Source organism: Duganella guangzhouensis, assembly GCF_009674535.1.
GTDB classification, from domain to species: Bacteria; Pseudomonadota; Gammaproteobacteria; order Burkholderiales; family Burkholderiaceae_D; genus Rugamonas; species Rugamonas guangzhouensis.
In genome coordinates this window covers 48,881-68,227 of the sequence record NZ_WKJK01000009.1, presented here as the reverse complement: position 1 = coordinate 68,227, position 19,347 = coordinate 48,881, and the positions used below count along the sequence as shown (strand labels likewise).

Sequence of the window (19,347 nt, the reverse complement as noted above, 5' to 3'; positions counted from 1 at the left end):
TGTGCTGAATGCGACTAATTTGCATTATCATTGCAGTCTGTTTGACTGTACTGGGATAGCAAAATGACACCGATCGCCGTCCGCCGCTGGGCGTGGATACATAAATGGAGCAGTTTGGTCTGCACCGTATTCATGCTGCTGCTTTGCCTGACCGGCCTGCCGCTGATTTATCACCATGAAATCGATCACCTGTTGGGCAACGCCATTGAGGCGCCCGAGATGGTGGCCGGCACGCCCAAGGCCAGCATGGATGACGTGATCGCCGCCGGCAAGGCGCTGTATCCGAACAAGATCGCCATGTATTTGTCGCAGGAGGCGGACGAGCCGAATATCTGGTATCTGACGTTGGGCGACAATCCCACCGACGAATCCTTCAAGTCGATCGCGGTGGACGCGCGCAGCGCCAAGGTGCTGGGCGAACCCAGTTTCGAAGGCACCTTCCTGGGTGTGATGTTCCACCTGCACGTCGACCTGTACGCCGGCTTGTGGGGCAAGCTGTTCCTCGGCTTTATGGGCCTGCTGCTGGTGATCGCCATCATTTCCGGCGTGGTGCTGTACGCGCCGTTCATGCGCAAGCTGGAGTTTGGCGAGGTGCGGCGCCAGCGCGGTCCACGCGTCAAATGGCTGGACCTGCACAATATGCTGGGCATCGTCACACTGACCTGGGCCTTGGTGGTGGGCGCCACCGGCATGATCAACACCTGGGCCGATCTGATGTTGAAGTACTGGCAGGTCACCGAAATGGCCGAGATGATCGCGCCGTACAAAGGCATGCCGGCGCCGACCCAACTGGGCTCGATGCAGAAATCGCTGGAGCATGCGGTGGCGGCGGAACCGGGCATGAAGATCGGCTTTGTCGCCTTCCCCGGCACGCCGTTCAGCAGCCCGCATCACTACGGCATCTTCATGCGCGGCGACGAGGCGCTGACTTCGCGCCTGTACAAGCCGGTGCTGATCGACGCGCAAACCACCGAGATCACTGATCGCCGCGAACTGCCTTGGTATCTTACCGGCCTGCTGATTTCGCAGCCACTGCACTTTGGCGACTACGGCGGCGCGTGGATGCAGTTCCTGTGGGCGGCGCTGGATGTCATCACCATCTTTGTGCTGGGTAGCGGCTTGTATCTGTGGCTGAAGCGTGGTGCGCCGGCGCCGGCGGCTGCGCGCAATGTCGCGCGCAGCGAAGAGCAGGGCGCGGAGCCGGCCCTGGCAACCGAAGGAGATGCGCGATGAACAGCCCTTTCATGCGCATGTGGGGCGCACCGATCGCGCTGGCGGTCCTCACCTTGGTCGGTCTGATTTCGGCGCTGGTTGGTGACGGCGTGTGGGATCATATCTCGGCCGTCGCGCTGGGCATACCGGTGGCGCTGTGCTGCTGGTTTGGCTTGCGGCGTCGCACAAAAAACGATTGATTTATTAGCATTTGTTGCTATCATTCCCGTGCCGCTTACTAAGGAGCTCGCATGGAAAGACCGCATCCGCATTACGATAGACTGATCGCTGCAGCGCGGCATGCAGGGCCGGTTACCGTCGCCGTCGCCCATCCCTGTGACCGCAGTGCGCTGGAAGGCGCGCTCGATGCGGCCCGCATGGGTTTGATCCAACCCATTCTGGTTGGCCCGGTCGAGCGCATCCGCCAGGAGGCCGAGGCAGCGGGGTTGGACATCGGCGCGTTGCCGCTGGTCGATACCGAACACAGTCACGCCTCGGCGGCGCGCGCGGTACAGCTGATACACGAAGGCCGCGCCTCGGTGCTGATGAAGGGCAGCCTGCACACCGATGAATTGATGGGCGCCGTGGTGGCCACCGCCACCGGCCTGCGCACCGCGCGCCGTCTCAGTCACTGCTTTGTGATGGACGTGCCGGGTCGCGACGAACCGCTGATTATCACCGACGCCGCCGTCAACATCATCCCCACGCTCAGCGACAAGGTCGACATCGTGCAGAACGCCATCGACCTGGCGCATGTGCTGCGCTTCGATCCGGTCAAGGTGGCGATCCTGGCGGCGGTGGAAACCGTCAGCGCCAAAATGCCGTCCACCATTGACGCCGCCGCGCTGTGCAAAATGGCTGATCGCGGCCAGATCACCGGCGCGCTGCTGGACGGCCCGCTGGCAATGGACAATGCCATCAGCCCGGAAGCGGCGGCCATCAAGCATCTGGTATCGCTGGTGGCCGGACGTGCCAATATACTGGTGGCGCCGGATCTGGAAGCCGGCAATATGCTGGCCAAGAGTCTGACCTTCATGGCCGGCGCCAGCGCGGCCGGGATTGTGCTGGGCGCGCGTGTACCGGTGATCCTGACCAGCCGTGCGGATACTGTACAGGCACGCTTGGCGTCGTGTGCGGTGGCTGTGCTGGTGGCGCATAGCAAACTGTCTGGTGCGCGTATTCTCGGAGGCTGATGCCATGTTGGCCAACGATAGCATCATCGTCATCAACGCCGGCTCGTCCAGCATCAAGTTCTCGATGTATAGCGGCGCCGCGCTGGACCTCACCATGCGCGGCAAAATCGAAAACCTGTACAGCGGTGTCGCCCGTTTCATCGCGCAGGACGCGCAGGGCGCTGTGGTGGGCGCGAACGAATGGCCGGATAGCGCTCTGACTCACGAGCAAGGCATGCGCTTCCTGGTCGATTTCGCGCAAAGCCATTTGGACGGGCACCGCGTGGTGGCGGTCGGCCATCGCATCGTGCACGGCGGCGTCGCTTACAGCGGCCCGGTGCGGCTCAATGCGGCCGTGCTGGCCGACCTGGAAAAACTGATTCCGCTGGCGCCGCTGCACCTGCCGCACAATCTGGCGCCGGTGCGCTCGGTGCTGGCGATGGCGCCGCATGTGCCGCAAATCGGCTGCTTCGACACCGCGTTCCACGTCGGCCAGCCGGCCGAGGCACAGGCGTTCGCGCTGCCCGCCGAGATCACTGCAATGGGCGTGCGCCGGTACGGTTTCCATGGCCTGTCTTACGAGTATATCGCCAGTGTACTGCCCAAGGCCGACGCCGGCCTGGCCCACGCGCGCGTGATCGCGGCGCATCTGGGCAATGGCGCCAGCATGTGCGCCATCGATGCGGGCCGCAGCGTCGCCAGCACCATGGGCTTTACCGCCGTCGACGGCCTGCCGATGGGAACCCGCTGTGGCGCGCTCGACCCCGGCGTGGTGCTGTATCTGATGCAGGAGCTGGGTATGGACGTGGCGGCGGTGCAGAAGCTGATGTACCAGCAGTCCGGATTGCTGGGCGTGTCCGGCATTTCGTCCGACATGCGCACGCTCGAACAGAGTGATGATCCGCGCGCCCGGCAGGCAATCGATCTGATGATCTATCGCATCGGCCGCGAAATGGGCTCGCTGGCCGCCGCGCTGGGTGGTGTCGACGCACTGGTGTTCTCCGGTGGCATAGGCGAGAACAGCGTGGCGTTGCGCGCCGCCGTCTGCCGCGACGCCGCCTGGCTGGGAGTGCAACTGGACGAGCAGCGGAACGCGGCCAAACCGCAAGGCATCGCCCGCATCAGCAAAGCAGACAGCAAGGTCGCGGTCTGGGTCATTCCCGCTAACGAAGAATTGATGATCGCGCAGCATGCACTTGATCTGGTGGAGGCAGCATGAGTACAGATACCGTCTATCCCATTTTGACCGGCAAGCGCGCGCTGGTGGTCGGCGTGGCCAATGAACACTCGATCGCCTGGGGCTGCGCGCTGGCGTTCCGCAAGCTGGGCGCCGAAGTGGTGCTGACGTATCTGAACGAGAAAGCGCTGCCGCACGTGGCGCCATTGGCGGAACAAATCGGCGCCCAACTGCTGCCGCTGGACGTGTCGCAGCCCGGTCAGCTGGAAGCGGTGTTCGCCGCGCTGGCGCAGCAGGGCAAGCTGGATATTCTGGTCCATTCGATCGCGTTCGCACCCAAGGCCGACCTGCAAGGCGGCTTGCTCGATTGTTCGCTGGACGGCTTCCTGCAGGCGATGGACGTCTCGTGCCATTCGTTTGTAAGGATGGCGAAACTGGCCGTGCCACTGATGACCGAAGGCGGCAGCATGTTCGCGATGAGTTATCACGGTGCCGACAAGGTGGTCCCCAACTACAACGTGATGGGACCTGTGAAGGCGGCGCTGGAAGCGACCTGCCGCTATCTGGCGTATGAACTGGGACCGCGCGACATCCGCGTGCATGCTATTTCGCCCGGCCCACTGCAAACCCGCGCCGCTTCTGGCCTGAAGGACTTCGACCATTTGCTGGCCGAGGCGATCGCGCGTTCACCCTTGGGGGAATTGGTGGACATCGAAGACGTCGGCAATACCTGTGCCTATCTGGCCTCGCCGTATGCGAAGCGACTGACCGGCAGCACTGTCTACGTGGATGGCGGTTTGAATATCGTCGCCTGAAAGGAGCTATCGATGCAAGTGATCTTATCCGGACTGCACGGCGACGCGTGCGAGGACAGCGTGTCGGAGGGGCTGGCGCGCTTTTTCCACGTCAAGCACGTCACCATGATCCGCGACGGCATCAGCGACAATCCCTGGGCGCTGATCGAAGTGGCGGATTCCTACGAGCGGGTCTGGCAGGTGTGTAATCAGCTACGCGGCGTGTTCCATCGCGGGAAAGCGATTCATCTGTATATCCCGCTGCATCAGGAAGACGTGTTCCACGACCTGGAACCGCACCAGCACATCAACATTCTCTAGCGGCGTTGGCCAGGAAGCCGTGGATCTGCGACACCACGGCGGCGCCTTCGCCCACTGCGGCCGCCACGCGCTTGGTCGAATTGGCGCGCACGTCACCGATGGCAAACACGCCCGGCACGCTGGTTTCCAGCGCTGCGCGGCTGGTGCTGGCTGCTCCCGGCACGTCAAAGCCGGTCAGGATGAAGCCTTTATCATCAACCTCTACACCGCATTCGCTCAGCCAGCCAGTGTTCGGGTCGGCGCCGATAAACAGGAACACGCGGCAGATATCGTAATCCGTCTCCAGGCCACTACGGTTATCGCGCACGCGCACTTGCTGCAAGCCTTCCTCGTCGCAGCCTTCCAGCGCCACGATTTCAGACTCCACGTGTAGCTCGATGTTGGGCGTGGCCGCGATGCGCTCGATCAGATAGCTGGACATGGTGGACGCCAGGCTGTCCTTGCGGATCAGGATGTGTACTTTGGCCGCATGGCCGGACAGGTAGACCGCCGCCTGGCCAGCCGAGTTGCCGCCACCGACCAGGATCACTTCTTCGCTGGCACACAGCCCGGCCTCCAGCGGCGAGGCCCAGTAGTACAGGCCTTTGCCTTCAAACTGACGCAGATTGGCCAGCGAAGGGCGGCGATAGCGCGCGCCGCAGGACAGTACCACGGTGCGGCCTTGCAGGAGCGTCAGGCTGCCGCACATTTCCACCTGCAGCGGATAGGTGTCGCACAGCAGGCGGCCGGCGGGCGCCGGGATCGCCATCTTGACGCCGAATTTTTGCGACTGCACAAAGGCGCGACCGGCCAGCGCACCGCCCGATATGCCGGTCGGGAAGCCGAGATAGTTTTCAATGCGCGCGCTGGCAGCGGCCTGGCCGCCGTAGGCGCGGGTTTCCAGCACCAGCACCGACAAGCCTTCCGATGCCGCATACACCGCCGTTGCCAGTCCGGCCGGACCGGCGCCGACCACGATCACATCCCAGATATGGTCCGGGATTAGTTCCGGTAAGGTGCCAAGGCAGCGCCCCAGCTCCACTGAGGAGGGATTCTTTTTAACGTCACCGTTGGGACAGACCGCCAGCGGCCAGTCGTGGGCCTCGGGTTGATAGCGTTCGGTCAGCGCGCGCGCCTGCTGGTCGCTGTCTGGATCGAGCACGCGGTGCGGCAGGCCGTTGCTGGTCAACCAGCCCTGCAGCGCATGCAGGCGCGCATGGCCCGGTGGCGCCACCAATACCAAGCCACCTTCCTTGTTATCGATCTGCTCGACGCGACGCAGGATGAAGGCGCGGACGATGCGTTCGCCCAGTTCCGCATCCGCCACCAGCAGCGCGCGCAGCGCCTCGGTGGTCAGCGTCAGCACTTCAAGATCGCCCACGGCATCGCCATTCACCAGCGTGGGCGCGCCGGACAACTGGCTGATTTCGCCGGCAAATTCGCCCGCGTGGTGTTCAGTGATGACCGAGGTATTACCCAGTCCATCATGACGGCTGATGCGCAGGCTCCCTTTCAGCACCACCAGCATGCCGAAAGTACTGAGACCCGCGTCGAACAGGCGTTCGCCATCGCGATAGCAAACCACGTTGCCAAAACGCTGGATGCGGCGGATTTCGGTCGCGGTCAGCGTCGGCAGCGCCTGGGCGGTGCGGGTTTTGAAGGTGTCGTAGATGGCCATGGCCATAGTCTAGCGCGCTTTTTCTCCCTTGTGCCAGATGCTTAAGAGAGACGTCTGCGGATCAGAAGATCTTGGAAAACTTGTCGACGTTCGCCTTGTTGTAGGTGAACGGCGGCGCCATCGCACCTTCGCCTTTGGCATCGATGGCGATGTCGCCCATGCGGCCGGCCGAGACGCTGCCGCCCGGGTGCGCGTTCGGTTTGTTCTTCACGAAGTCATACGCCGCGTAAGTGGCCGCGTAACCGAGATCGATCGGATTCCAGATCGCGAACTCGCGCACCGCGCCACTTTTGACGTGGCCCGCCATTTCGGACGGCAGCCCCAGACCGGTGACAAACACCTTGCCCACCAGGTGCTCATCCACCACCGCCTTGCTGGCGGCGTTGATGCCCACCGTGGTCGGGGAGATGATCGCTTTCAGGTGAGGGTAGCTGCGCAGCAGGCCGATCGCTTCGCGGTAGCTCTTGTCCGACTGGTCATCGCCGTAGGACACCGCCACCAGCTTCATCTTGCTGTACTCCGGCTTTTGCAGCACGTTCTTCATCACGCCAATCCAGATATTCTGGTTGGTGGCTTGCGCCGATGCCGACAGAATGGCGACGTCGCCTTCACCGCCAATGGCGTCCGACGCCATCTCGATCTGCTTCAAGCCGATCAAGTCCGCGTTGGAGGGATTCAGCTGCATCAAACGGCCTTCCTGCGCCAGGCCGCTGTCGAACGACACCACCTTGATGCCGCGCGCCATGGCCTTTTTCGTGATCGGCACCAGCGCATTCGGATCGTTGGCCGAGATGACGATGGCGTCGACCTTCTGGCTGATCAGCGAGTTGATGATTTCGATCTGGCCTTCGGCACTCGGCGTGGTGGGACCGGTGTAGATGATTTCGACATCCTTCAGTTCCTTGGCCGCGTCCAGCGCGCCGGTGTGGGCGGCGTCGAAGAATCCATTGCCCAGATTTTTCACCACCATCGCGATGCGGATGTGTTCAGGCGCTTTCTCCTTGCAGCCCGCGATCGCCGTGAGCAGACCGGCGGCAACGGCCGCCAATACGATCGACTTGAGCTTCAATGTGCGGCCTCCGGATGGTACATGCTGGCCGTATCAAAGCCGTAAGGCGCGGAGTAGGTGGATGGCGTGTGGATCTGCTTCGGCATCGCCTCCGGCTCCACCGTGACCACGCGCACGCCGGACTGCTCCAGCAGCTGCACCGCCGAATCGGAGGCATCGGTATCGGTGATGACGGTCGATACGCGATTCAGACCGCACAGGATCAGGCCCGCCTTCTTGGCGAACTTGGAGCTGTCGGCCAACACGATCAGCTCTTCCGCCTGCGAGATCAAACGCTTCTCGGCCTGGATCAGCAACGGGTCGGCTTCCATCAGGCCAAGCAGCGACAGGCCGTAGACGCTCATGAACATCTTGGCGGCGTAGTGGTGCTGGGTGATGTCGTTATCGAAGGGACTGAGGATCACGTTCTGCTCGCGGTATACCTTACCGCCCGGGACGATGATTTCGTTCTCGCTGGAGACCAGCAAACGCTCGGCCATCAGGAAGGAATTGGTCAGGATCTTCAGGTGCTGATCGACCAGGAATTCGGCCATCATGAAGGTGGTGGTGCCGCCGTTGATGATGATGGTCTCACCCTCGGTGCACATGCCGGCCGCGTAGCGCGCGATCGCGCGTTTGTGCTCGGCGCGGCATTGGATGTTGTTCTGGAAGGTCTCGCTGGTGAGCGTGAAGCCGCGCTTTTTCTGCTCAAGATTGGCGGCGCCACCACGCGTGCGCGTGAGCAGGCTGCGCGCGGCCAGCCAGCTGATGTCGCGTCGTACGGTGGCCGGACTGGCGTTAAGCCAATCAACCAATTGGGGCACACTGGCGGTCTGGTGTTCTGCAAGAAGCTTCAGCAGGCGTTTGCGGCGCTTGTGATTGATCATTTCAGTCTCCTTTATTGTGACTACTACCGTCGTTTACTGCGGCGTGTCTGTTTGTTAATATCTAGGCTAAACGTTTAATCTCGCGACGTCAATCACACTTCGATCAAGGAATTGACTGTTTCGATAAAAAGAAATGATCGCTTTCATTAACCGATCATCGATATGATTATTTCTTCTGTTGGTCACCAAGTTGATTGCTTCCGCATTGACACTCATCTGCCGCTGATTTCTACTGGCTGGAATCAAACGCCAACCATGGAGACCCGCAATGAACCTACCCGCGCCAGCCCCGATTACCTCGTTATGGGACGATGCCGCCGCCGCCAAAATGAGCGAACCGGAACTGCTGCTGTACCGTTCCAATCTGCTGGGCTCCGATCTGCGCATCACCAATTTCGGCGGCGGGAACACCTCGGCCAAAGTGATGATGGAAGATCCGCTCAGCGGCCAGCAGGTGGAGGTGTTGTGGGTGAAGGGCTCCGGCGGTGACCTTGGCAGCATCAAGCTGGATGGCTTCTCCACGCTGTACATGGACAAGCTGCAGGCGCTCAAAGGGCGTTATCGCGGACTGGCGAATGAAGATGAAATGGTGGCGTATCTGCCACACTGCACCTTCAATCTGAATCCGCGTGCGGCCAGTATCGACACGCCGCTGCATGCCTACATCGCGCGCAAGCACGTCGATCACATGCATCCGGATGCGGTGATCGCGATTGCTGCTTGCGCCAGCAGCGCTGCGCTGACGCAGAAGATCTTCGAGGGTGAACTGGGTTGGCTGCCGTGGCAGCGTCCCGGTTATGACCTGGGCCTGAAGCTGGAAGCGCTGTCGCAATCGCAGCCGCAACTGAAGGGCATCATCCTCGAAGGCCATGGCCTGTTTACCTGGGGTGACACTGCCAAGTCCTGCTACGAAACCACGCTGGCCATCATCAAGCGCGCCGAAGAATGGCTGGCCGCGAACGTGCAGCAGCCGGTATTCGGCGGCCAGGCGGTGGCGCCGCTGCCGCAGGAAGAGCGCAGCGCGCTGGCGGCGAAACTGATGCCGCTGCTGCGCGGGAAAATCAGCCGCGACGAGTACAAGCTGGGTCACTTCGATGATAGCGCGGCGGTGCTGGAATTTGTCTGCAGCGCCGATTTGAAGCCGTTGGCGGCGCTGGGCACGTCCTGCCCGGATCACTTCCTGCGCACCAAAATTCGTCCCTTCGTGATCGACTTCGATCCGCGCCAGCCCAATGTGGATGCGGTGGTGGCCGGCCTCGATGACGCGCTGGCGCAGTACCGCGCCGACTACGTGGCCTACTATGAACGCTGCAAGCACGCTAACAGCCCGGCGGTGCGCGATGCTAATCCGATCATCTATCTGATTCCCGGTGTCGGCATGCTGTCGTTCGCCAAGGACAAAGCGACGGCGCGTATCGCCGGTGAGTTTTATGTCAACGCGATTAACGTGATGCGTGGCGCGAATGGTGTCGACAGCTACGTCGGCCTGCCGGAACAGGAAGCCTTCGACATCGAATACTGGTTGCTGGAAGAAGCCAAACTGCAGCGCATGCCCAAGCCGAAAAGCCTGGCCGGCCGCATCGCGCTGGTGACCGGCGGCGCCGGCGGCATCGGCCAGGCGGTGGCCAAACAGCTGCTGCAGGAAGGTGCTTGCGTGCTGTTGACCGATATCGATGCCGAGGCGCTGGAGCAGGCGCACAAGGATCTGGCCAAGGTCGGCGGCAAGGACAATGTCGGCAGCGTGGTGGCCAACATCACTAGCGAGGAGCAGGTGGAGCAGGTGTTGAGCGCCTCCGCGCTACGTTTCGGCGGGGTGGATCTGCTGGTTTCAAACGCGGGTATCGCGTCGTCGTCGCCGTTGGAGGATACTTCGCTGGAGGTGTGGGACCGCAATCAGGACATCCTGGTCAAGGGCTACTTCCTGGCCAGCCGCGCCGCCTTCCGCATGATGAAGCAGCAGAAGCTGGGCGGCAGCATGGTGTTTGTGGCCAGCAAAAACGGATTGGTGGCGTCGGCCGGCGCGTCGGCCTACTGCACCGCCAAGGCGGCTGAGATCCATCTGGCGCGCTGCATCGCGCTGGAAGGCGCACCGCACCGCATTCGCGTCAACGTCGTCAATCCGGACGCGGTGATACGCGGTTCGCGCATCTGGGACGGCAAGTGGAAGGAAGAACGCGCGCAGTCGAACAAGATCGGCACCGACGACGTCGAAGCCTTCTACCGCGACCGCAGCATGTTGAAACTGAGCGTGCTACCGGAGGATATCGCGGAAGCGGTGTACTTCCTGGCGAGTGACAAATCCGCCAAGAGCACTGGTAATATCCTCAACGTGGACGCCGGCAACGCGGGCGCATTCACGCGATAAGAGCAATCAAGGAGACACTATGAGCATCATCATCGACAGCGGCCGCGTGGCGGAGCATAACGCTCAGCTGCGCGCCGGCCTGGATGCGGACTACGAAGCGCTGGGCGGCATGCTGGCCCGGCGCGGCGTCGACATCGAACATCTGACCGAAGCCGCGCAACGCTTCGCCGTGGCTTTGCCCAGTTGGGGCGTGGGCACCGGCGGCACGCGTTTTGCGCGCTTTCCTGGTCGCGGCGAACCGCGCAATGTATTTGAAAAACTGGACGACTGCGCTGTCATCCACCAACTGACGCGCGCCACGCCTGGCGTTTCGCTGCACTTCCCGTGGGATAAAACCACCGATGCGCGCGCGCTGCGACAGCAGGCGGAGGCGCATGGCTTGTACTTCGACGCGGTCAACTCCAACACCTTCCAGGATCAGGTGGATCAGCAGCACAGCTACAAGTACGGCAGCCTGACCGCGACCAGCGCCGCCACCCGCGCACAGGCGGTGGCGCATAACATCGAATGCATAGAACTGGGCAAAGCGCTTGGCTCAAAAGCGCTGACGGTCTGGGTGGGCGATGGCGCCAACTTCCCCGGTCAACACAATCTGCGCGGCGCGCTGGAACGCTATCTGGACAGCATGCGTGACATTTATGCGGCGCTGCCGGCCGACTGGCTCTTGTTCATCGAACACAAGCTGTTTGAGCCGGCGTTCTACGCCACCACCATCGCTGACTGGGGCACCAGCTTCGCTTGCGCGCAAACGCTGGGCGACAAGGCGCGCTGCCTGGTCGATCTGGGCCATCACGCCCCCAACACCAACATCGAGATGATCGTCGCGCGGCTGGCGCAATTCGGCAAGCTGGGTGGCTTCCACTTCAACGACAGCAAATACGGTGACGATGACCTGGATTCCGGCAGCATCAATCCGTTCCAGCTGTTCCTGGTGTTTAACGAGCTGGCCGATGCGGCGCAGCGCGACGGCGCGGCCTTCAAGCCAGCCTATATGCTGGACCAGTCGCACAATGTGACCGATCCGATCGAGAGCCTGATGAGCAGCGCGGTCGAAGTGCAGCGTGCCTTCGTGCAGGCGCAGTTGGTGGACCGGGTGGCGCTGCGCGCGCATCAGGAAGCCAACGATGCGCTGCAAGCGGCGCAGACGCTGAAGCAGGCTTACCGCACCGACGTCAGCGCCATTCTGGCGATGGCGCGGGTGCGTAATGATGGCGCCATCGATCCGGTGGCTTGTTATCGTCACAGCGGCTATCGCGCGCGGGTGGCGGAAGCGCGTCCGGCGAAGGCCGGTGCCAGCAGCAGTGGGATCGTGTGATATGACGACGACACGCGCATTCCGTATGCAATTGAAGCCCGGCACTGTGGAAGAATACAAGCGCCGCCATGATGAACTATGGCCGGACCTCGGCGCCGCGCTGGGTGCCGCCGGCATCTACGACTACTCCATCTTCCTCGACGAGGAAACGCTGTCGTTGTTCGCGGTGCTGAAGCTGCGGCCCGAGAACAGCATAGCCGACCTGCCGCAGCAAGCGGTGATGAAGCGCTGGTGGGACTACATGGCGGACCTGATGGAAGTGGAGCCGGGTAACCGGCCCCGCGAATGGCCGCTCAAGCAGGTGTTTTACTTCGCTTGAGTCACTGGGGTGAGCAGGCCACGGTCGCGCAGCCATTCTTCGGCGCGACGTGGCCACAGCGACGAGGTGCCCAGTCCATCGCGCATGCCCATGCCGTGGCCACCATGTTCGAACAAGTACATCTCGGCCGGCACCTTGGCCTTGGTCAGCGCCTGATAGAACAGGATGCTGTTCTCGACCGGCACCGCGCTATCGGCCTGGGTGTGGATCAGCAGCGTGGGCGGGGTGGCGGACGTGACCTGCTTTTCCAGCGACATCAGCTGCAGGTTTTCCTGCGATGGCGTGGCGCCCAGCAGCGCCTTGCGCGAACCCGCGTGCGCGGCTGGATCTTGCATGGTGATGACCGGGTACATCAGCATCAGGAAGTCCGGCCGGGCGCTGACGCTGTCCAGTGGTGCACCGGTACGGCCCAGCGGGCTGTCGAACAGTGTGCCGGCGCTGGCCGCCAGATGACCACCGGCCGAGCTGCCCATGACGCCGATGCGGTCGGGACGAATGCCGAATTCGGCGGCGCGTGAACGCAGTGTGCGTACCGCGCGCAGCACGTCTTGTAACGGCGCTGGATGTCCATACTCCTGCATGCGATACTTCAGCACGAAACTGGTCACGCCCAGGGTGCTGAGCCAGGTGGCGTATTGGTCGCCTTCGCGCGCTGTGGACATGCGCACGTAGCCGCCGCCGGGGCAGATGATGATGGCGGTGCCGTTGGGGTGATCGACCGCCGGGCCGACCATGGTCAGTGTCGGCTCGCTGACGTTGCTGTTATAACCGTCGCCGATTTTTTCGGGACCGATATCGCGCTTGCCAGGCACGCCTTCCGGCCACAATGGAATCACGCTGGGCGGCGCGGCGCATGCGAGTCCGGCGGCACTGAACATCAGAATAAGCAGTAGTTTTTTCATAGAGGAGACAAGGTGAACAAGTGGTTAAGTGCAGTGATCATAACGTTGTCCGCGCAATCGGCGGGCGCGGTGGAATTGTTTAACGGCCGCGATTTCAGCGGCTGGGAATTGAAGACGCAACCCGAGGCGGTGGTTGACGATGCGTTCCGCATGCTGCCGGACGGCGTGATCGCGTCGACCGGCAAACCGTCCGGCTTCCTGGCCACGCAGCAGAACTACCGCAACTACAAGCTGCACGTGGAGTGGCGCTGGAGCGGCAAGCCAGGCAACAGCGGTGTGTTGCTGCATATCAGCCCTGGTGTGTTTGATCGCGTGTGGCCGGTCAGTTTGCAGGTGCAGACCAAGAACGGCAATGTTGGCGATTTGCTGCCGATGGCGGCCGGCAGTTTTGCCGAACCGCTGACCAGCGCGCCGGGCGCCGAAACCCGCATCAAGGCGCATACGGCGGCGGACAGCGAGAAGCCGGTGGGCGAGTGGAATGCATGCGATATCGTCAGTCGCGATGGCGTGGTGGAGGTGACTTTGAACGGTGTGCCGCAGAACCGGGTGACGCAGGTATCGCCGGCATCGGGACGCATCGGCTTCCAGCTGGAGGGGACGCCTTACGAACTTCGTCACGTTACGCTGACACCTCTGGAGTGATGAGAAAGCCCTGCCGGCGGAGACGGGAGTTAGCGGAGAGTGTCGCCGGCAGGGAAGGAGTGCAGGTCTAGTATCGGGATCGGTTCCAACTGTGTCAACGGTGTGTGCGATTTAATCATTTTCATGATTAGTCTCCGCCACCGCCGCAGCCACCTCCGCCACAGCCGCCGTCCCCGCCACCACCATCGCCACCACCATCGCCACCTCCGTGGCCGCCGCCATCGCCACCATCGCCGCCGTGACCGTGACCGTGGCCATGTCCGCCGCCATCACTGAAATCGCTGTCGCCGCCACAGCCAGCACCGGCGGCGCCCAAGTCGGCGCCGCAGTAAGGCGTGGCGCCGCTGCTATCGCCTTGCCGCTGCACGCTAGCGCAATTGGGGACGTAGACAAATCCATTCACGATATTCAGCTTGCTATCCAACGCAAACAGCAGCGGCAGGCGCGAGGGATGGCGTGGATTGATGTTCTCCTCCTGGCAAGCGTAGTACCAGGCGCGCTGTATGCCGCCATTGCCTTGCTGGCCTTTCTTCAGCACTGCCGCCGGTGTGTGATGCAGGAAGCGTCCAAAAGCGCGGCCACAGAACTGCTGATAGTTTTTAGTATAGAGGATGAACTCATGCCACAAATCGTCCACCACCTGCGACGGCATGGAGACGAACCGGCGGCCGCTTTTCAGGTGCGCGAGGAAGAACTGGCGCAGCCCCTGCGCCACCAGATGACAGTCCTTGACCGACAAATGCGGATGCCGCGCGCGCAGCTTGTCGAACAGCCCTTGCGGCAGGATGAAGTCACGGATGTAGGCTTCGCGCCGGGAGCGGCTCAGCCGCCACCACAACACCACCGACACGCCGGCGAAGGCCACACAAACTACGGGAGCAATCAGATTCATGGTTCCTCTTGTTGATGTATTGGCAAGCAGATTGTAGATCATCCACGCATTGTGAACCTTGGTCTCTGCCAAATTTCGTTCCCGCGTTTGGCGGTTTTCGTAATTGCGGCGGCGTGAAACCAGTCTCAGAATAATTTCACGCGTGCTAATGCGCGATAACTATAAAACTACGGAGACGATATCAATGAAGGCACAACACGGCTTGGCGCTGCTGATGGCAGCGCTGGTGATGCCGCTCGCCTGTACAGCGGAGAACTACCGCTGGGACGCGGTGGCGATGGGCGGCGGCGGCTTTGTCACAGGCGTCATTCCCAGCAAATCGGAGCGCGGTGTGGTGTATGCCCGCACCGACGTCGGCGGCGCTTACCGCTGGGACCAGAACAGCGCGCGCTGGATTCCACTCACCGACTGGATCGGTGAAGCGGACATCGGCTTGCTGGGCATCGAATCGCTGGCAGTCGACCCACGCAATGCCGCCAACGTCTACCTGTTGGCCGGCACCAGCTACTTCAGCAACGGTAAAACCGCCATCCTGCGCTCGAGCGACTATGGCAAGAACTTCACCGTCATCGATGTGTCGTCGCAGTTCAAAGCGCACGGCAATGGCATGGGCCGGCAGAACGGCGAAAAGCTGCAGGTCGATCCCGGCGCCAGCAACGTCCTGTACACCGGCACGCGCCGCAATGGACTGTACCGGAGTAGCGACTATGGCGCGACCTGGAACCGCCTGGCCGGGCTGGATCTGACCACCACGCCAAACGACAACGGCATCAGCTTCGTGCTGCTCGATCCGACCAGCGCTACCGCCGGAGCAGCCAAGCGCATTTTCGTCGGTGTGTCGCGGCTAGCCTCGGTCGGCCCGAATCTGTACTTCAGCGCCGACGGTGGCGCCACGTTCACGGCGGTGAAGGGCGGCCCGACCACCGCGCTGATGCCGCAGCGCGCCGCGATTTCGTCCAAGGGCAAGCTGTACATCACGTACGCCAACGGCGCGGGACCATATCCTGTCACGGGTGAGCCGATGGACAATGGCCAGATCTGGGAATACAACGCGGTCGGCGGCAACTGGGCCAATATCACGCCGGCTGGCGCGGCCCATCCTTACAGCGGCATCAGCGTGGACCCGGCCAATCCCAAGCACCTGGTGGCGTCCACCATCAACACCTGGCTGCCGCAGGGCGCCAACAGCTACGGCGATCGCGTCTACACTTCGCTGGACGCGGGCCGCAGCTGGACCGACGTGGTGGCGCGCGGCTTCGCTCTGGATGGCGCAGGCGTCGGCTGGATCAGCAATGGCGCTTCCATCCATTGGGCCGGAGCGATTGAATTCGATCCGTTTGACGCTAAAAACGTGTGGGTAGGCTCGGGCAATGGCCTGTTCAAGACCGCCAATATCGACGCCGCGACCACCACCTGGGCCTTTGACGTGGCCGGCATTGAGGAAACGGTGCCGTTCAACTTCGAGGCCGTGCCGAATGGCCCGCTGGTGTCGGTGATCGGCGACTTCGATGGCTTCCTCAACACCGATCCGGCGCAATACGGCATCCAGCACAGTCCACAGATGGGCACCACCAGCGGACTGGCGGTGGCCGCGCTGGATGGCCGCATCATGGCACGTGCCGGATCGTCGCTGTACTACAGCAGCAACGGTGGCGCCAGTTGGAACAAATCGGCTGTGATTAATGGCGCGCAGGGGCAACTGGCGCTGTCAGCCGATGGCTATGTGCTGCTGCACAGCCCTGCGGACTCCACCACCAGCTACCGCTCGACCAACTACGGTGGCAGCTGGACGCCGGTCACCGGCCTGGCGGTTAACAATGCGCGCCCGGTGGCCGATCCGGTCAATCCGGCCAAGTTCTATGCGTATGACGGCGGCAGCCTGCTGGCCAGCGTCGATGGCGGCGTCAGTTTTGTGGCCAAGGGTAGTCCGGGTTCCGGCGGCTCCAGCATCATTCGTGTGGCGCCGGGCAGGGAAGGCGACGTGTGGGTGTGCCTGAACGGCGGCGGCTTGACGCGTTCCACCGATTCCGGCGCCAGCTTCAGCAAAATCGCCAGTGTCAATCAATGCGGCGCGATTGGCTTCGGCAAGGCGGCGCCGGCATCGTCCTATCCCACGCTGTACATGATCGGTACGGTCGGCACCACGCAGGGCGTGTTGCGTTCCACCGACGCCGGTGCCACTTGGGTACGCGTCAACGATGACGCTCACCAGTACGGCGGCAGCGGCAATGCGCACATGATCAATGGCGACACCAATGTGTATGGCCGCGTCTACATGAGTACCGCCGGGCGTGGCATCGCCTACGGCCAGGTGGACGACAGCGGTGACGTCGCTGTGACGGCGGTGGCGAACGGTCCTGGCACCAGCCAGCCGGTCAACCAATGCAGCTACGTGGTCACGGCAGCATGGCAGGGCGGCTACAACGCGGCGGTACGCATCACCAACAACCGCAGCACCGTTATCAGCGGCTGGTCGGTCACCTGGACCTATACAGACAACTCAGTGGTGCAAGGGTACTGGAACGCCGCCGTTACAGGCAGCAGCCCGACCTATACAGCGACACCTAATCAGAGCTGGAATCACGACATTTATCCTGGCAATACAGTGGAATTCGGGATGACGGTCAGTGGCTCGGCCATCCCGGTCGTCACCGGCGATGCATGTAACTAAAAAAGGGGAGACCATGAAAAAATTTCTGATCGGCCTGGTGGCCGGCCTGACGCTGATGCTGGTGGGCCAGGCACAAGCAGCGGTGGACTTTGAAGACCTGCACGCGGATGGCGATTTGACCGCGCTGCTCAGCCCCTATGCAGGGCTGCAGTGGAGCGAGGATTGGTACTACGGCGATACCACCGTCGAAGGCTATGACAACGGCGCACACTCCGGCATCTCCTTTGTCACCAACGGCTATGGCGTGGACAATCTGGGCATCAGCAGCGCCACCGCCTTTAACTTTGCTGGCGCGTGGTTCGCAGCGCCCAACACCAACGGCGCGGTCGCGAGCTGGATCAACATTACCGCCTACGATGCTGCCGACCACGTGATCGGCAGCACCGGCAATGTCAGCATCGGCCTGGGCTACCAGTGGGTGGCGGCGAATTTCAGCAATGTTTCGCGCCTGAGCATCACCCGTGACGACGGCTGGTTTGTGATGGATGACTTCATCACGCAAAGCGCGGCGCCGGTGCCGGAGCCGGGTTCGGTCGTGATGCTGATGGCGGGGCTGACACTGCTGGTGTGGCGCGCTCGCCGCAGGCTGCAACTGCCGGCTGCGTTGCTGGCCATGTTGGCGGTGTGCGGCGCAGCGCAGGCGCAGAGTTGCGGCACCGGGGGCGGCGCCACCGTCTGCCTGAGCGCCGCCGGCTCGTCCGACAACATCAAGCTGACGTGGACCGTCACCGGCACCGTCACCGGCCTGCAAATCTACCGCGACACCGACAGCGACGCCACCGGCCGTACCCGGGTTGCGATTCCGGCGGCCAGCGCCACCACCTACACCGATACCACGCCCACCATCGGCGTACCGTATTGGTACTGGGTCAAATTCACCACCAGCAGCGGCGGTTCCAGCTCCGGTTCCGCCACCGCCGTACGCGTGGGCGCCATGCGCAGCCTGACCAGCGTGCAGCTGTCCGCATTGATGTCGCCGGGCTGGAATCTGGGGAATTCGCTGGAAGCCATTGGGGGCGAAACCGCCTGGGGCAACCCGCCGGCCAATCAGGCGCTGTTCACCGCCGTGAAGGCGGCCGGCTTCAAGACCGTGCGCATTCCGGTATCGTGGAGTCAGTACGCGGACGCTAACTACAACATCAGCGCCAGCTGGATGGCGCGCGTGAAGGAAGTGGTGGACGCGGCCCGCAGCGCTGGCCTGTATGTGATGATTAATGTGCACTGGGACGGCGGCTGGCTGCAGCCAACCTACGCCGCGCAATCGACAGCCAATGCGCGCCTGGCCAAGTTCTGGACCCAGATCGCCACCACCTTCCAGTACTACGACGATTACCTGCTGTTCGCCGGCACCAACGAAGTGATGGTGGATGGCGTCTACACCGCGCCAACCGCCGAAAACATCGCGGTGCAGAACGGCTTCAATCAAGTGTTCGTCAACACGGTGCGCGCGACCGGCGGCAACAACGCCAGCCGCCACCTGATCGTCCAGGGCTACAACACCAACATCGACTACACCTACGCGACCAATACGGTGCCAACCGACAGCGCCACCAGCCGCCTGATGATGGAGGTGCACGACTACGATCCATACAACTTCACGCTGAACACCAGCAGCGCGATCTGGCAATGGGGCAGCATCGCCACCGACACTGCGGCCACCGAAACCTGGGCCAACGAATCCTACGTCGATGCCCAGTTCCAGAAGATGAAGACCCGCTTCATCGACAAGGGCGTGGCGGTGATTCTGGGGGAGTACGCGGCCAGCCAGCGCACCGAGTACGATGCGGCCGGCAAATACCGTCAGTACTGGGACCAGTACATCACCAAGTCAGCCTACCAGCACGGGATGGTGCCGGTGTACTGGGACAATGGTCCGACCACCAACCATCAATCCGGCCTGTTCAACCGGTCCACTGGCGCACAGGTGTATCCGGCGGTGATCACGGCCATCGTCAACGCGGCAAAATGAAAAA

Annotated in this window: 17 protein-coding genes; 12 read left to right on the top strand and 5 right to left on the bottom strand. The window is 62.5% G+C overall.

Annotated features, from left to right (window positions below):
• Nucleotides 1–63 precede the first annotated feature (63 nt).
• Genes GJ699_RS17905 through GJ699_RS17880 form a run of 6 tightly spaced genes read left to right on the top strand, consistent with a single transcriptional unit; the run spans nucleotide 64 to nucleotide 4,676 of the window.
• Nucleotides 64–1,233, top strand: a complete 1,170-nt coding sequence (locus GJ699_RS17905) for a PepSY-associated TM helix domain-containing protein (protein ID WP_154378720.1) — start codon at nucleotides 64–66, stop codon at nucleotides 1,231–1,233.
• Nucleotides 1,230–1,412, top strand: coding sequence for a hypothetical protein (locus tag GJ699_RS17900; protein ID WP_154378718.1), 183 nt, complete (start codon nucleotides 1,230–1,232; stop codon nucleotides 1,410–1,412). Before GJ699_RS17905 ends, GJ699_RS17900 begins: the two co-directional genes overlap by 4 nt.
• Nucleotides 1,413–1,463: 51 nt before the next feature.
• Nucleotides 1,464–2,405, top strand: a complete 942-nt coding sequence (locus tag GJ699_RS17895) for a phosphate acetyltransferase (protein ID WP_154378716.1) — start codon at nucleotides 1,464–1,466, stop codon at nucleotides 2,403–2,405.
• Nucleotides 2,406–2,409: 4 nt separating this feature from the next.
• Nucleotides 2,410–3,603, top strand: coding sequence for an acetate/propionate family kinase (locus GJ699_RS17890; RefSeq protein ID WP_154378714.1), 1,194 nt, complete (start codon nucleotides 2,410–2,412; stop codon nucleotides 3,601–3,603).
• Entirely contained in the window at nucleotides 3,600–4,376 is a 777-nt protein-coding gene (gene fabI, locus GJ699_RS17885) for an enoyl-ACP reductase FabI (protein ID WP_154378712.1), read from the top strand. Before GJ699_RS17890 ends, fabI begins: the two co-directional genes overlap by 4 nt.
• Nucleotides 4,377–4,388: 12 nt before the next feature.
• Nucleotides 4,389–4,676 carry an RNA-binding protein gene (locus GJ699_RS17880; RefSeq protein ID WP_154378710.1) on the top strand — a complete coding sequence of 96 codons (288 nt, stop codon included), beginning with the start codon at nucleotides 4,389–4,391 and terminating at the stop codon, nucleotides 4,674–4,676.
• Here GJ699_RS17880 and GJ699_RS17875 read toward each other — a convergent pair.
• The 3 genes from GJ699_RS17875 to GJ699_RS17865 all read right to left on the bottom strand — a co-directional run bounded on the left by GJ699_RS17875 (nucleotide 4,663) and on the right by GJ699_RS17865 (nucleotide 8,268).
• A complete protein-coding gene (locus GJ699_RS17875) occupies nucleotides 4,663–6,333 on the bottom strand; it encodes an FAD-dependent oxidoreductase (RefSeq protein WP_154378708.1) in 1,671 nt (556 codons plus the stop codon). The genes GJ699_RS17880 and GJ699_RS17875 overlap by 14 nt on opposite strands.
• A 61-nt stretch (nucleotides 6,334–6,394) precedes the next feature.
• Nucleotides 6,395–7,402, bottom strand: coding sequence for a rhamnose ABC transporter substrate-binding protein (rhaS, locus tag GJ699_RS17870; RefSeq protein WP_195763577.1), 1,008 nt, complete (start codon nucleotides 7,400–7,402; stop codon nucleotides 6,395–6,397).
• Entirely contained in the window at nucleotides 7,399–8,268 is an 870-nt protein-coding gene (locus GJ699_RS17865) for a DeoR/GlpR family DNA-binding transcription regulator (protein ID WP_154378706.1), read from the bottom strand. The genes rhaS and GJ699_RS17865 overlap by 4 nt, the downstream gene beginning before the upstream one ends.
• 268 nt (nucleotides 8,269–8,536) lie before the next feature.
• On the opposite strand from GJ699_RS17865, the gene GJ699_RS17860 reads away from it, so the two are divergent.
• Genes GJ699_RS17860 through GJ699_RS17850 form a run of 3 tightly spaced genes read left to right on the top strand, consistent with a single transcriptional unit; the run spans nucleotide 8,537 to nucleotide 12,267 of the window.
• A complete protein-coding gene (locus tag GJ699_RS17860) occupies nucleotides 8,537–10,633 on the top strand; it encodes a bifunctional rhamnulose-1-phosphate aldolase/short-chain dehydrogenase (protein ID WP_154378704.1) in 2,097 nt (698 codons plus the stop codon).
• A gap of 19 nt (nucleotides 10,634–10,652) precedes the next feature.
• Entirely contained in the window at nucleotides 10,653–11,948 is a 1,296-nt protein-coding gene (rhaI, locus tag GJ699_RS17855; protein WP_154378702.1) for an L-rhamnose catabolism isomerase, read from the top strand.
• Nucleotide 11,949: 1 nt separating this feature from the next.
• The gene (locus tag GJ699_RS17850) at nucleotides 11,950–12,267 is read left to right on the top strand and encodes an L-rhamnose mutarotase (RefSeq protein WP_154378700.1); all 318 of its coding nucleotides are present in this window, start codon (nucleotides 11,950–11,952) and stop codon (nucleotides 12,265–12,267) included.
• Here GJ699_RS17850 and GJ699_RS17845 read toward each other — a convergent pair.
• On the bottom strand, nucleotides 12,255–13,169 hold the full coding sequence (locus GJ699_RS17845) for an alpha/beta hydrolase (RefSeq protein WP_154378698.1): 915 nt from the start codon (nucleotides 13,167–13,169) through the stop codon (nucleotides 12,255–12,257). The two genes, GJ699_RS17850 and GJ699_RS17845, sit on opposite strands and share 13 nt — an antisense overlap.
• A gap of 12 nt (nucleotides 13,170–13,181) precedes the next feature.
• On the opposite strand from GJ699_RS17845, the gene GJ699_RS17840 reads away from it, so the two are divergent.
• Complete coding sequence (locus tag GJ699_RS17840; protein ID WP_154378696.1) at nucleotides 13,182–13,811, top strand: 3-keto-disaccharide hydrolase; 630 nt, start codon at nucleotides 13,182–13,184, stop codon at nucleotides 13,809–13,811.
• A gap of 127 nt (nucleotides 13,812–13,938) precedes the next feature.
• Here the strand turns inward: GJ699_RS17840 and GJ699_RS34190 are convergent, their stop codons facing one another.
• Nucleotides 13,939–14,703 (bottom strand): glycine-rich domain-containing protein, encoded by a 765-nt coding sequence (locus GJ699_RS34190; protein ID WP_195763576.1) that lies wholly within the window; start codon nucleotides 14,701–14,703, stop codon nucleotides 13,939–13,941.
• 184 nt (nucleotides 14,704–14,887) lie between these two features.
• On the opposite strand from GJ699_RS34190, the gene GJ699_RS17830 reads away from it, so the two are divergent.
• Nucleotides 14,888–17,374 carry a cellulose binding domain-containing protein gene (locus tag GJ699_RS17830; protein ID WP_154378694.1) on the top strand — a complete coding sequence of 829 codons (2,487 nt, stop codon included), beginning with the start codon at nucleotides 14,888–14,890 and terminating at the stop codon, nucleotides 17,372–17,374.
• A gap of 13 nt (nucleotides 17,375–17,387) precedes the next feature.
• Nucleotides 17,388–19,343, top strand: coding sequence for a cellulase family glycosylhydrolase (locus tag GJ699_RS17825; RefSeq protein WP_229262158.1), 1,956 nt, complete (start codon nucleotides 17,388–17,390; stop codon nucleotides 19,341–19,343).
• The last annotated feature ends 4 nt before the right edge of the window (nucleotides 19,344–19,347 follow it).

What these genes read in the sequence shown, in the direction of transcription:
- fabI (WP_154378712.1), top strand. Translation starts at nt 3,600, where the DNA reads ATGAGTACAGATACCGTCTATCCCATTTTGACCGGCAAGCGCGCGCTG.
- GJ699_RS17880 (WP_154378710.1), top strand. Translation starts at nt 4,389, where the DNA reads ATGCAAGTGATCTTATCCGGACTGCACGGCGACGCGTGCGAGGACAGC.
- GJ699_RS17890 (WP_154378714.1), top strand. Translation starts at nt 2,410, where the DNA reads ATGTTGGCCAACGATAGCATCATCGTCATCAACGCCGGCTCGTCCAGC.
- GJ699_RS17830 (WP_154378694.1), top strand. Translation starts at nt 14,888, where the DNA reads ATGAAGGCACAACACGGCTTGGCGCTGCTGATGGCAGCGCTGGTGATG.
- GJ699_RS17875 (WP_154378708.1), bottom strand. Translation starts at nt 6,333, where the DNA reads ATGGCCATCTACGACACCTTCAAAACCCGCACCGCCCAGGCGCTGCCG.
- GJ699_RS17845 (WP_154378698.1), bottom strand. Translation starts at nt 13,169, where the DNA reads ATGAAAAAACTACTGCTTATTCTGATGTTCAGTGCCGCCGGACTCGCA.
- GJ699_RS17860 (WP_154378704.1), top strand. Translation starts at nt 8,537, where the DNA reads ATGAACCTACCCGCGCCAGCCCCGATTACCTCGTTATGGGACGATGCC.
- GJ699_RS17825 (WP_229262158.1), top strand. Translation starts at nt 17,388, where the DNA reads ATGAAAAAATTTCTGATCGGCCTGGTGGCCGGCCTGACGCTGATGCTG.
- GJ699_RS17900 (WP_154378718.1), top strand. Translation starts at nt 1,230, where the DNA reads ATGAACAGCCCTTTCATGCGCATGTGGGGCGCACCGATCGCGCTGGCG.
- rhaI (WP_154378702.1), top strand. Translation starts at nt 10,653, where the DNA reads ATGAGCATCATCATCGACAGCGGCCGCGTGGCGGAGCATAACGCTCAG.
- GJ699_RS17865 (WP_154378706.1), bottom strand. Translation starts at nt 8,268, where the DNA reads ATGATCAATCACAAGCGCCGCAAACGCCTGCTGAAGCTTCTTGCAGAA.
- GJ699_RS34190 (WP_195763576.1), bottom strand. Translation starts at nt 14,703, where the DNA reads ATGAATCTGATTGCTCCCGTAGTTTGTGTGGCCTTCGCCGGCGTGTCG.
- GJ699_RS17895 (WP_154378716.1), top strand. Translation starts at nt 1,464, where the DNA reads ATGGAAAGACCGCATCCGCATTACGATAGACTGATCGCTGCAGCGCGG.
- GJ699_RS17905 (WP_154378720.1), top strand. Translation starts at nt 64, where the DNA reads ATGACACCGATCGCCGTCCGCCGCTGGGCGTGGATACATAAATGGAGC.
- GJ699_RS17850 (WP_154378700.1), top strand. Translation starts at nt 11,950, where the DNA reads ATGACGACGACACGCGCATTCCGTATGCAATTGAAGCCCGGCACTGTG.